This is a genomic window from Micromonospora sp. B9E7, assembly GCF_039871815.1.
Taxonomy (GTDB): domain Bacteria; phylum Actinomycetota; class Actinomycetes; order Mycobacteriales; family Micromonosporaceae; genus Micromonospora.
Map to the genome: position 1 here is coordinate 298079 of NZ_JBDPLX010000003.1, position 12409 is coordinate 310487.

Sequence of the window (12409 nt, forward strand, 5' to 3'; positions counted from 1 at the left end):
GACGAACCCGGACCGAGGTGCCACCACGCGGTCAGGCGAGCAGGATGCCGTGGTCGACAGCATCGGAGAGCACCGTGCCCAGCGAGAGGCGGATCACCTCGAACCGTCGGGAGATCTCCCGGGACAACCCCAGCTCGACCTCCCGCACGGCCCGCTGGGACCAGGCCCGCGCCGCGCTGTGGTCGTCGTTGCCGGGCGTACGCCACTGCTGCCAGCACCCGCCGGAGAGCGCCACCGCGACCGGCGGGAGCACCTCGGTGCGGGCCGCCGCCGGATAGCTGGCGAGGGCGTCGATCGCCTCCGGGCCGGTCAGCCCCGCGACCCCGGCCGTGCTGGTGATCAGTAGCACCTTGTCCAGCTCCTGGCCGGGTCGGTCGTCGAGCATGCCGTACCGCACGGCGGTGGAGATCCGCCGTCGCACGCCTTCGGTCGGCGGCACGCCGAGCACCCGGCCCACGACGTCGTTCATGATGCCGTGCACCGCCTGGTCGCACTGCGCCGTGGCCAACAACGACAACGCCGCCATCTCCCGGTCCAGTAGATCCGGTAGGCCCGCGCAGCCGACCCCGAACACGATCTCCTGGACCGCCCGCAGGTGGATGTTCGCCAACTCCAGGGCGAGGTGCTGACGGATCCGCTGCGCGCACGAGCGGGTGTGCCGGTCGAGTCGATCGGACCAGTCGCCAGGGTCGGCGGCCACCGGGATGCGGCCATGCTCGCCCGGCAACACCGGCGGGTCGACACTGGCCCGTTGCAGCCCTTCCCGCGACGACCATCCCACCAGCGCCCGCCGCAGGTCGGCGGCGGACTCGGCGTCACCGACCGGGAACCACCGTGCGCCGGCCAGCGCGGGCACCGCGGCCAACAGCGCCGCACGGTGTGCCGCCACGGTCACCGAGGCCGAGTCGACCTCGGTCGCCGCACCCTCGGCCGGCGGGACGGACGCCCCCGCGTCCTCCGTAGTCGCCGCGCCGTCGGCCAGGGGTGCCCAGCTCGCCGCTCCGGGGGTCACTGCGAAGACGACCTCCACCGAGGTCGGGGCGACCTCGGTGAGCAGGTTCAGCTCCGCGGCGGTGAACGCCTGGTCGGCGGCGATCACGAAGAGCAGCGCGCCGGCCCGGCCCACCGCGTCGAGCAGCACCCGGGTGCCGGCCACGCCGAGGGTGGCGGTGTCCGGGCTGTCGATCAGGGTGAAGTGCCGCAGCAGTGGCTCTGGCACGCTGAGCTCGACACGCCGGGGCGGACGGGCCAACGCCGGTCCGGCGGCGTTGCGGTCGGCGCCGTAGGAGTGCGGCTGGCGGTAACCGGGCACGAACGCGGCCCGGGTGGGCACCTTGGCGTTGCGCACCACCAGCCAACTGCCGGTCGGCACGGTGAGCATGACCGGGTCGAGCCCGAGCAGGGTGGCGAGCACGGCGCGCCGGTCGGCACCGGCCGGCCCGACGGCGACCACGCCCAGCGGCTCCGCCGGGGTAGCCCCGGTCACGCCGACCCGAGTGGGCAGCGGGCCGCAGATGGGCAGGTCGGCTGGGCCGGCCATGTCGTCCGGCGAATCGATCGAGGGGAGAGGGCCCTGCTTCATCAGGTGGCCTCCCGTGGCAGGTGACCGGTTGCCCGGTCGCTTGGAAGAACGGTGAAGAACCCGGATGCCGGAAGACTACGGGCGGGCCAGCGACCGGGTGGAACACATCGAATACTCATCGGTAATTGTGTGGCTACTCAACTTCGTTCGGTGACGGTACGGGCGCGGACGGATTCCGATCGATATGCTGCGCGGATGAGTCGATGGGAGTTCGTCGGCCGGACAGATGAGCTGAACCGCCTGCTGGCGGCGGTGACCGGCGAGGCCGGCCGAGGGCTCTTCTTCAGCGGCAGCGCGGGCATCGGCAAGAGCCGATTACTGCGCGAAGGCGTCAACGCGTTGCCCACCGACCGGTTCGCGATCTGGTCCATCGCGGCCAGCGCCACCACCGCCGCGCTGCCGTTCGGCGGGCTGGTGCAGGTCCTCCCCGCCGAGCAGCCGCAGGGCCTCTCCCCCGCGGGCATCCTGCGCTGGGCGCTCAACGTGCTGCAACAGCAGGCGGCGGGCCGACGCATCGTGCTCGCCATCGACGACGCCCACCTGCTCGACCCGCCCTCGGCGGCGCTGGTGCACCTGGTCGCCCGTGCGGAGAACGCCACAGTGCTCGGCACCCTGCGCGACGGCGAGCAGATTCCGCTGCCGATTCGCGCACTCTGGACCGACGACCTGGTCGAGCACGTCGAGCTGACCCCGATGCCACAGGAGGAGACCGCCGGCCTGCTGGCGGCGATCCTGGGTGGCCCGGTCGATGCCGGCTCCGCCGACCGGCTCGGGGAACTCTCGGCCGGCAACCCGCTGCTGCTACGCGAGCTGGTGCACGCCGCCAGCGGCAGCGCGGAACTGAAGCGCACCTACGGGATCTGGAAGTGGACCGGGCGACTGGAGCTGGCGCCCAACCTCACCGACCTGATCGACACCCGGGTCGGCAAGCTCACCGACGGCGTCCGCGCGGTCGTCGAACTCGTGGCGTTCGGCGAACCACTCGGCCTGCACCTGCTCAAGCAGGCCGCCGACCAGGCGGACGTGGAGACCGCCGAGGAACGCGGCCTGATCAGTGTGATCCAGCACGACCGGCGCACCGACGTCCGGTTGGCCCACCCGCTCTACGGCGAGGTGATGCGCCGCCGGTGCCCGGTCAGCCGCACCCGCCGCCTCCAGGCGAACCTCGCGGAACTGCTCGAACAGGTTGGCAAGCGCCGCCGCGACGACCTGCTACGGGTGGCGGTCTGGCGACTCGACTCAGGCACGGCGCAGGACCCGGCGCTGCTGGTGGATGCCGCCGTCCAGGCGTTCACCCGGTACGACGTGCCGCTGGCCACCCGCCTGGCACGCGCCGCGCTCAACGCCGACGGCGGCTCCGACGCGGCCGAACTGCTGGCCACCATCCTGATGTTCGCCGACCGGCCCGAGGAGGCGATCGGGGTTCTCGACGGGGTGACCCCCGAGCCCGGCGACGAGCGGCGACTCTGCCGCTGGCTGACCGTGCGCGGGATGGTCAGCTACTGGGGGTTGAGCCGACAGTCCACGGTGGAGGAGATCGCGAGCCGGGTCGAGCAACTCAGCGACTCCGCGGACCGGTCCCGGGTGCACGCCTTCGAGGCGATCATGCGCCTGCACGGGCTGGACACGACGACCGCCGTGCGGCTCAGCCAACGCGTCCTGGACCGGCCGGCGGCCGGCGTCGCCGCCCGCGAGCTGGCGCGTTCCACCATCGCGTACGTCCAGGCCGCGCAGGGCCAGCTGAACCGCAGCGGTACGGCGATCGCCCAGGTGCACTCCGCTGCCGCCAACTGGCGCACCGACATGCCGTACCTGCAGTTGGCACTGGAGCTGGCCCGGGGCACCAGGCTCATGCTCACCGGCGACCTGGCCGGGATCGACGCGATCGTGGCCGACGAGTTCGCCGACCTCGCCGGTGCCGGTGACTTCCGGCTCGGCACCGGCTACCTCGCCATCCTCCAGGCGTACGCGGCCCGGATGCGCGGGCAGAGCGACGCGGCCATGCGGACCGCCCTGGGGGCCTGCGCGGTGCTGGCCACCAGCCGGGTCTACGCCGGCCTGGCCCAGGCGGAGCGCGCCCAGTCGGCGGCGCTGCGCGGTGACGCCGCGCAGGCGACCGCGGCGATGGCCGAGGCGGACCGCACCCACGCGCCGGGCATGGCGGTGCTCTACCCGTGGCTGGAGCAGGCCCGGGGCGCGGCCCTCGCCGCGTCCGGCGACGTGCCGGGCGCGGTCAAGCACCTCGGCGACCTGGTGGACCGGCTGCGCGCGGACGGTTTCGCCGGACACGAGGTGCACGTGCTGCACGACCTGGTGCGACTGGACCAGGCGAGCATGCCGGTCGGTCCCACCTGCTCCGACGGTGGCCGCCGTACCGTCGCCCAGCGCCTCGCCGAACTCTCCGAACGGGTCGACGGGGTGCTTCCGCCGCTGCTGGCCCGGCACGCCCGCGCCGCGGCGACCGACTCTGCCACCGATCTGCTCGCGGTCGCCGACGACTATGCCGCGTTGGAGTTGACCGTGTACGCGGCCGAGGCCACCTCCCAGGCTGTGCAGCGGTTGCGCCGGCAGCACTCGGCGGCGGCCAACGACGCCCGGGAGCGCCTGGCCGGGCTGCTCGGGCGTTGTGGCTCGATCCGGACGCCGGCGCTGCACGCGGGCGCGCCGGTGCTCACCGAGCGGGAGTGGCAGGTGGCCCGTCTCGCCGCGCACGGCGCGCCCAGCCGGGCCATCGCCGAACGGCTCTACCTCTCGGCACGCACCGTGGAGAACCACCTCCAGCGGATCTACGCCAAGCTCGGCGTGACCGGCCGGGCGGAGCTGTGGGCCGCGCTGCGCTCGATCCCGGGCCACGAAGGCAGCGACGTGGGCTGAACCTTAGGCTGGGGCGGTGAGCAACCACCGACCCGCGCTGCTGACCGACCACTACGAGCTGACCATGGTCAGCGCGGCACTGAGGGACGGCACCGCCGACCGCCGGTGTGTCTTCGAGGTGTTCAGCCGCCGGCTGCCCAGCGGCCGCCGGTACGGCGTGGTCGCCGGCACCGCCCGGCTGGTCGAGCTGATCCGCGACTTCCGGTTCGACCCCTCCGAGGTCGACTTCCTGCGCCGGACCGGGGTGGTCGACGAATCGGCCGCGGCCTGGCTCACCGACTACCGCTTCACCGGCGACATCGACGGGTACGCCGAGGGTGAGCTGTTCTTCCCCGGTTCACCGATCCTCACCGTCTCCGGCGGCTTCGCCGAGTGCGTGGTGCTGGAGACGCTGGTGCTCTCCGTGCTCAACCACGACAGCGCGGTGGCCGCGGCGGCGGCGCGCATGGTGACCGCGGCACGGGGCCGGGCGCTGATCGAGATGGGATCGCGGCGGGCGCACGAGGAGGCCGCGGTGGCCGCGGCGCGGGCCGCGTACCTGGCCGGGTTCCGGTTCACGTCCAACCTCGCCGCCGGTGCGCGCTACGGCATCCCGACGGCGGGCACGGCGGCGCACGCGTTCACCCTGCTGCACGACGACGAGCGGGCGGCGTTCGCCTCACAGGTCGCCACGCTGGGCAGGGACACCACGCTGCTGGTCGACACGTACGACATCAGTCAGGGCATCCGCAACGCGATCGCGGTGGCCGGGCCACACCTACGGGCCGTACGGATCGACTCGGGCGATCTGGCGGTGATCGCTCAGCAGTCCCGGGAGCTGCTCGACTCGCTGGGCGCCACCGAAACCAAGATCATCGTTTCGGGTGACCTCGACGAGTACGCGATCGCCTCGCTGGCCGCCGAACCGGTGGACATGTACGGCGCCGGCACGGCCGTGGTCACCGGCTCCGGAGCGCCGACCGCCGGGCTGGTCTACAAGCTCGTCGAGGTCGAGGGGCGGCCGGTGGTGAAGCGCTCCGAGCACAAGGCGACCATCGGCGGTCGGAAGGTCGCGGTCCGCCGGCACAAGCCGACCGGCACCGCCACCGAGGAGGTCATCGTCCCGCAGGGCGTACCGGACCGGAAGCCGAACGACCGCATGCTCCAGCACTCGTACGTGGTCGGCGGCGAACCGGTGTCGCTACCCTCGCTCGACGCGTCACGGGAACACCTGCGTGAGTGCCTGATCTCCATCCCGTGGGAGGGGCTGAAGCTCTCGGCCGGCGACCCGGCCGTGCCGGTCACCGTAGTGCCCTCCGACTGAGTTCACCCACGACCGCCCCCGCGGGCCGGACCTTGAGAGGAATCCCCCGATGGCCAACGCGCTGATCATCGTGGACGTGCAGAACGACTTCTGCGAGGGCGGCTCGTTGGCCGTCGCAGGCGGCGCGGGGGTGGCCTCGGGCATCTCCCGGCTGCTCGCCAGCGAGCCGGACCGGTGGACGCACATCGTCGCCACCAAGGACTACCACGTCGACCCGGGTGCGCACTTCGGCGATCCGCCGGACTTCGTGGAGTCCTGGCCCCGGCACTGCGTGGTCGGCACCAGCGGCTCCGAGTTCCACCCCGAGCTCGACACCGGCCGGGTCGAGGCGATCTTCCACAAGGGCGAGCACGCGGCGGCGTACTCCGGGTTCGAGGGGCACGCCGCCGACGGCGAGTGCCTGGCCGACTGGCTGCGCCGGCACGACGTGGACCGGGTCGACGTGGTCGGCATCGCCACCGACCACTGCGTGCGGGCGACCGCGCTGGACGCCGCCCGGGAGGGGTTCGCCACCACCGTGCTGCTGGAGCTGACCGCGGCCGTCGCCCCGGCGACCACCGACGTGGCGCTTCGCGCGATGGAGGGTGCCGGGGTGACTCTGCACGGGGACCCTGTGATCAGGGCCGCATGAGAGCGTAAATGGTTGGCCATCGGGCCGTCTCCGGTCGAGGATGACGCCGGAGGTACGGACCCACGTGAACATGAAGCCTTACCGGCAAGCGCTCGCGCTGCCCGGCCTGCGGTCGCTGCTGGTGGTGGCCGTCCTCGCCCGCATCCCGCTCACCGCGACCGGGGTGACGCTGACCTTCCACGTGGTGTTCGACCTCCATCGCGGTTACGGGGCCGCCGGCCTGGTGGGTGCGGCGGTCACCGTGGGCGCGGCGATCGGCGGGCCGATTCTCGGCCGACTTGTGGACCGTCGGGGTCTACGCCCGGTCCTGGTGCTCACCGGCATCGCCGAGGCGATCTTCTGGTCCACCGCGCCGTCACTGCCGTACCCCCTGCTGCTGCCGGCTGCCTTCGTGGCCGGCTCCCTGGCCCTGCCGATCTTCTCCGTGGTCCGTCAGTCGATCGCCGCACTGGTCCCTGAGGAGCAGCGCCGCCCGGCGTACGCGCTGGACTCGATGTCGGTGGAGCTGTCGTTCATGATCGGCCCGGCGTTGGCCGTCGCTCTGGTCACCGCGATCTCCGCGCAGACCACCATGTACCTGGTCGGCGGGGGCATCGTCGCGGCCGGAATCGCCCTGTGGCTGGTCAACCCGCCGATCCGCGAAGCCACCGCAGAGCCCAGCGGCCCACCCCAGCGGGTGCCTCGCCGGGAGTGGCTGACTCCCCGACTGCTCGCCGTACTGGCACTCAGCGCCGCGGCGACCCTGGTGCTCGGCGGCACCGACGTGGCGGTGGTCGCCGTGCTGCGGGCCAGCGGTGAGGTCGGCTGGACCGGCGCGGTGCTGGCCATCTGGGCGGTCGCCTCGCTGGCCGGAGGGTTCGCCTACGGGGCTGTGCACCGCTCGTTCTCCCCACTGGCGTTGACCGCCGCGCTCGCCCTGTGCACCATCCCGGTCGGGCTGGGCGGTGCGCACTGGTGGCTGCTGTGCCTGGCGCTGATCCCTGCCGGCGCGCTGTGCGCGCCGACCATCGCGGCCGGCTCCGACGCGGTCAGCCGCCTGGTCCCCGCGCCGGTACGCGGTGAGGCGATGGGGCTGCACGGGTCCGCGGTCACCGTCGGCATCGCGATCGGTGCGCCGCTCGCCGGCGCGGTGATCGACGCCAGCTCGCCGATCTGGGGTTTCGTGGTCACCGGAGCGCTCGGCGCGCTGGTCACCCTGGTGGTGCTCCCGATCGAACTGCGTCGCCGCCGTGTCGCTGCGGCCACCCCGCCGCCCGTCGAGGTGGACCTCACCCCCGTCGCCCACTGACGGCTGCGCCCCCCTCAACGGACAAAGCCACACCTCTCACCCCCTCGCCTCACCCCTCGCCCCTCCTCCCTCGCCGCACCGCCGCACCGCAGCACCGCAGCACCGCAGCACCGCGACCACCGCCGCAACCCCCGACCCGACTGCGACCGCCGCGGAGGCCCGTGCGGGGAAGAGCTGGCAATGGCGAAGGGCGCCGCTCCCGGGGTGGTCCCGGGGGCGGCGCCCTTCGTACTGCTGAACCTGAGCGTCAGTGCCGGTCGATGTCGCTGGCGGTGTCCTCGCGGTAGCTGGCCCCGCCGTCCGACTCGCTGGTGAGCGGCTTCGAACCACCCTCCGGCGGGCCGGCCAGGCTCTGGCCGCCGGCGGCCAGTTCCGGGAACTTCGCGTCGAACGCCGGCCGCTCGGAGCGGATGCGGGGCATCCGGTCGAAGTTGCGCAGCGGCGGCGGGCTGCTGGTCGCCCACTCGAGCGAGTTGCCGTGACCCCAGGGGTCGTTCACCTCGACCACCGGGCCGGTCTTGTACGACTTCCAGCAGTTGTAGATGAACGGCAGCGTGGAGATACCGGTGATGAACGCGCCGATCGTGGAGATCATGTTCAGCGTGGTGAAGCCGTCACCGGGCAGGTAGTCGGCGTACCGACGGGGCATGCCCTCGTTGCCGAGCCAGTGCTGCACCAGGAACGTGGTGTGGAAGCCGATCATGGTGAGCCAGAAGTGCACCTTGCCCAGCCGCTCGTCGAGCATCCGGCCGAACATCTTCGGGAACCAGAAGTAGATGCCGGCGAACACCGCGAACACGATCGTGCCGAAGAGCACGTAGTGGAAGTGCGCCACCACGAAGTACGAGTCCGACACGTGGAAGTCGATCGGCGGGCTGGCCAGCAGCACACCGGTCAGACCACCGAAGAGGAAGGTGACCAGGAAGCCGACCGCCCAGAGCATGGGCGTCTCGAAGCTGATCTGGCCCCGCCACATGGTGCCGATCCAGTTGAAGAACTTCATACCGGTCGGCACGGCGATCAGGTAGCTCAGGAAGCTGAAGAACGGCAGCAGCACCTGGCCGGTGGCGAACATGTGGTGCGCCCAGACGCTCATCGAGAGCGCGGCGATCGCGACGGTCGCGGCGACCAGACCCTTGTAACCGAAGATCGGCTTGCGGGAGAAGACCGGGATGACCTCGCTGATGATGCCGAAGAACGGCAGCGCGACGATGTACACCTCGGGGTGCCCGAAGAACCAGAACAGGTGCTGCCAGAGCATCGGCCCGCCGGTCGCGGGGTCGTACACGTGGGCACCGAGGATGCGGTCCGCGGCGAGCGCGAAGAGCGCGGCGGCCAGCAGCGGGAAGACCAGGATCACCAGGAGGCTGGTGACCAGGATGTTCCACGTGAAGATCGGCATCCGGAACATGGTCATGCCGGGCGCGCGCAGGGTCAGCACCGTGGTGATCATGTTCACCGCGCCGAGGATGGTGCCCAGACCGGAGATGGCCAGACCCATGATCCACATGTTGGCGCCGACGCCGGGCGAGTGTTCGACGCTGCTCAGCGGCGCGTACGCGAACCAGCCGAAGTCGGCGGCACCACCCGGGGTGAGGAAACCGGCGGTCGCCATCGTGCCGCCGAACAGGTACAGCCAGTAGGCGAAGCTGTTCAGTCGGGGGAAGGAGACGTCGGGCGCGCCGATCTGGATCGGCACGATGTAGTTCGCGAAGGCGAACACGATCGGCGTCGCGAAGAACAGCAACATGATCGTGCCGTGCATCGTGAAGAGCTGGTTGTACTGCTCGGGCGACAGGAACTGCAGCCCGGGTCGGGCCAGCTCAGCCCGCATGATCAGGGCCATCAGGCCACCGATCATGAAGAACACGAACGCGGTGACCATGTACATGATCCCGATTTGCTTCGCGTCCGTGGTTCGCAGCAGCCGCGCGATGGCCGACCCCTTGACCGGCTCCCGGACCGGCCAGGGCCGGGTCACGACCGGCTTGGGTGCGACGGTGGTCACGAGTGGCCTCCGGTTCTCGGTTGTCCCGCTCGGCACACGCTGGTTATCGGCGGGCCGTCATCCGCAAGGAGGATAGTCCCCGGCAGGTCGCAGCGCCGCGTGGGGTGGCGTGACACGATCTACAACGGGCCTACAGCGGGCCGAGCAGCAACCGGTAGTGCTCACCGAAGATCCGGCCGCCGCGTCCGCGCAGCAGCGGGTCGCGCAGCGCCGGCGGCACGTCCCTGGTCCGGTTGCGGTCCCGGGTCCGGTCCCGCACCCATCGGGTACGCGGACGGCGACGACTCTCGTGCGCCACCAGGGCCGCCTCCACGCTGTTGGCGGCACGCAGTGACTCGGCCAGCACCACCGCATCCTCCAGGGCCATCGCCGCACCCTGGGACAGGGTGGGCGCGGTGGCGTGCGCGGCGTCGCCGACCAGCAGCACGCGTCCCCGGTGCCAGCGGCCCAACTCCACCTCGTCGGTGATCCCGACGTGCACGTCGTCGAGCGCGGCCAGCACCTCGGGCACCGGGCCCCGGTAGTCGGCGAAGAGTTCACGCAACCGGGCCAACGGCTCGGCGGGCTCCTCGGTGCCGGCCTCGTCGGCGTACAGGTGCAGTCGCCCGGCGCCCATCGGCACCATCAGGAAGCCGGAGCGCTGGCCGAGCAGGGCGGTCCACTCGGCGACCGGTGGGCCGTCGCGCAGCACGGCGCGGTAGACCACCTGTCCGACCGGGCGGGGCGGCCCCCCGAGCGCGGCCAGCGCCCGCACCGAGGAGCGTGGACCGTCGGCGCCGATGACCAGGTCGTACTCGGTGGTGGTGCCGTCGGTGAAGGTGACGCCGACCGCGCCCGGCAGCAGTTCCAGCGTGCGGACCTCGGCGCCATGCCGGACGGCGCCGCCGGCGCCGCTGAGCAGCACCCGGTGCAGGTCGGCGCGGGGCAGCGCCCGGCACTCGCCGACGCCGGCCCAGAGGGCGTCGAGGTCGACCTCGCAGAGCGGCGAACCTGCGGCGTCGAAGAACCGCTGCCGGCGGATCACCTGCCCCAGCGGACGGACCGGGTCGTGCAGGTCGAGCCGGTGCAGCGCGCGGGCGGCGTTGCCGGGCAGGTAGAGGCCGGTTTCGGTGGACTCCCCCGGCGGCAGCTTGTCGGTGACGTCCGGCCGGAAGCCCGCCAGGCGCAGCGCCCGGGCCACGGCCAGGCCGGCGATGCCCGCGCCGACGACGAGGATGCGCAGGGGGGAGCCACCCATGGTGGTGTACGCCTCCGGAGGGGGAGCGGAACGCGTTGGAGGCAACACGCTACTCGGAGCTATTGGCCCACGCCAGGCCCCGATCGGCCGGCTCGACGACGCTCGTCGGCGGCTCGCGGTGCTTAGCTGGCCGTCCGGTGGCGGCCATCCGGCGGGGGCGTGGCAATCCTCACAATTCGCCAGTTTGACTCATGCAGTTGCGCCTTAGTTTCAAGCATGTAAATGTGTCGTTGAGCGTGGGAGCGCTCCCGCACCACCCCACCACATCCGGCGCCCGGCACGCGCCGAGTCAAGGAGCGTCATGAAACGTCAACTTCGGGCCCTGGCCGCCGCCGGGCTCCTCCTCACCAGCTCACTGGTGGCCGTGGCCCTCGGCGGCAGCGCCTCTGCCGACACCCAGATCTGTGAGCAGTACGGTTCGGCCGTCATCCAGGGCCGGTACGTGGTGCAGAACAACCGCTGGGGCACCACCGCCCAGCAGTGCATCAACGTCACCAACAACGGCTTCGAGATCACCACCCTGAACGGCAGCAGCCCGACCAACGGCGCGCCCACGGCGTACCCCTCGGTGTTCTTCGGTTGTCACTACACCAACTGCTCCCCCGGCACGAACCTGCCGATCCAGGTGTCCCAGATCAGCAGTGCGACCAGCAGCATTTCCTACCGGTACGTCAGCGGGGCCACCTACAACGCGTCGTACGACATCTGGTTGGACCCGTCTCCCAAGCGGGACGGGGTGAACCAGATGGAGATCATGATCTGGCTCAACCGGCAGGGCCCGATCCAGCCCATCGGCTCGGTGGTCGGCACCACCAACCTCGCCGGCCGCACCTGGGAGGTCTGGCGGGGCAGCAACGGCTCCAACAACGTCATCTCCTACGTCGCGTCGTCGGCGATCTCCAGCCTGAACTTCAGCGTGCTGGACTTCATCAACGACACCCGCAACCGTGGCGCGATCACCAACTCCTGGTACCTGACCAGCATCCAGGCCGGCTTCGAGCCGTGGCAGGGTGGCGTCGGCCTGGCCGTGACGTCGTTCTCGGCGAACGTCAACGGTGGTGGCAACCCCACCAACCCGCCGCCGACCACCCCGCCGCCGAGCGGCGGCGCGAGCTGCGCGGTGAAGTACACGGCGAACTCGTGGAACAACGGCTTCACCGCCGACGTGCAGGTCACCAACACCGGGTCCAGCGCGATCAACGGCTGGACGCTGAACTACAGCCTGCCCGGCGGGCAGACCGTCACCAACGCGTGGAACGCCACGGTCAGCCAGAGCGGGTCCGCGGTGACCGCCCGCAACGTCGGCCACAACGGGTCCATCGCGCCGGGCGGCACGGCCAGCTTCGGATATCAGGGGACGCTGAACGGGTCGTACTCGTCACCGACGAGCTTCTCGCTCAACGGGGCCACCTGCTCGCGTAACTGAGCGACACGGCCAGGGCCGTGCGGTGGTGATCAATTGGTCACCACCGCACGGTCCTGGTGT

8 protein-coding genes are annotated in these 12409 nt (G+C 71.6%); 5 read left to right on the plus strand and 3 right to left on the minus strand.

The features are described 5' to 3' along the window. Positions 1-31 precede the first annotated feature (31 nt). Entirely contained in the window at positions 32-1582 is a 1551-nt protein-coding gene (locus tag ABGB10_RS06605; protein ID WP_347659950.1) for a hypothetical protein, read from the minus strand. A 195-nt stretch (positions 1583-1777) separates the two neighbouring features. Between ABGB10_RS06605 and ABGB10_RS06610 the strand changes: the two genes are divergently transcribed. The 4 genes from ABGB10_RS06610 to ABGB10_RS06625 are packed head-to-tail and all read left to right on the plus strand — an operon-like array spanning position 1778 to position 7678. Beyond that, positions 1778-4456 carry a LuxR C-terminal-related transcriptional regulator gene (locus tag ABGB10_RS06610; RefSeq protein WP_347659951.1) on the plus strand — a complete coding sequence of 893 codons (2679 nt, stop codon included), beginning with the start codon at positions 1778-1780 and terminating at the stop codon, positions 4454-4456. Positions 4457-4472: 16 nt separating this feature from the next. Next, positions 4473-5759 carry a nicotinate phosphoribosyltransferase gene (locus ABGB10_RS06615; protein WP_347659952.1) on the plus strand — a complete coding sequence of 429 codons (1287 nt, stop codon included), beginning with the start codon at positions 4473-4475 and terminating at the stop codon, positions 5757-5759. A 49-nt stretch (positions 5760-5808) separates the two neighbouring features. Continuing rightward, entirely contained in the window at positions 5809-6390 is a 582-nt protein-coding gene (locus ABGB10_RS06620) for an isochorismatase family protein (RefSeq protein WP_347659953.1), read from the plus strand. A 40-nt stretch (positions 6391-6430) separates the two neighbouring features. Further along, a complete protein-coding gene (locus ABGB10_RS06625; RefSeq protein WP_347659954.1) occupies positions 6431-7678 on the plus strand; it encodes an MFS transporter in 1248 nt (415 codons plus the stop codon). A gap of 247 nt (positions 7679-7925) precedes the next feature. Here the strand turns inward: ABGB10_RS06625 and ctaD are convergent, their stop codons facing one another. After that, complete coding sequence (gene ctaD / locus ABGB10_RS06630) at positions 7926-9686, minus strand: cytochrome c oxidase subunit I (protein ID WP_347659955.1); 1761 nt, start codon at positions 9684-9686, stop codon at positions 7926-7928. Between the two features lie 130 nt (positions 9687-9816). Next, positions 9817-10923 (minus strand): FAD-dependent monooxygenase, encoded by a 1107-nt coding sequence (locus tag ABGB10_RS06635; protein ID WP_347659956.1) that lies wholly within the window; start codon positions 10921-10923, stop codon positions 9817-9819. A gap of 301 nt (positions 10924-11224) precedes the next feature. Here ABGB10_RS06635 and ABGB10_RS06640 point away from each other — a divergent pair, with 301 nt between their 5' ends. After that, on the plus strand, positions 11225-12349 hold the full coding sequence (locus ABGB10_RS06640; RefSeq protein WP_347659957.1) for a cellulose binding domain-containing protein: 1125 nt from the start codon (positions 11225-11227) through the stop codon (positions 12347-12349). Positions 12350-12409: the final 60 nt, after the last annotated feature.

What these genes read in the sequence shown, in the direction of transcription:
- ABGB10_RS06605 (WP_347659950.1), bottom strand. Translation starts at nt 1,582, where the DNA reads ATGAAGCAGGGCCCTCTCCCCTCGATCGATTCGCCGGACGACATGGCC.
- ABGB10_RS06610 (WP_347659951.1), top strand. Translation starts at nt 1,778, where the DNA reads ATGAGTCGATGGGAGTTCGTCGGCCGGACAGATGAGCTGAACCGCCTG.
- ABGB10_RS06620 (WP_347659953.1), top strand. Translation starts at nt 5,809, where the DNA reads ATGGCCAACGCGCTGATCATCGTGGACGTGCAGAACGACTTCTGCGAG.
- ABGB10_RS06625 (WP_347659954.1), top strand. Translation starts at nt 6,431, where the DNA reads ATGACGCCGGAGGTACGGACCCACGTGAACATGAAGCCTTACCGGCAA.
- ABGB10_RS06635 (WP_347659956.1), bottom strand. Translation starts at nt 10,923, where the DNA reads ATGGGTGGCTCCCCCCTGCGCATCCTCGTCGTCGGCGCGGGCATCGCC.
- ABGB10_RS06640 (WP_347659957.1), top strand. Translation starts at nt 11,225, where the DNA reads ATGAAACGTCAACTTCGGGCCCTGGCCGCCGCCGGGCTCCTCCTCACC.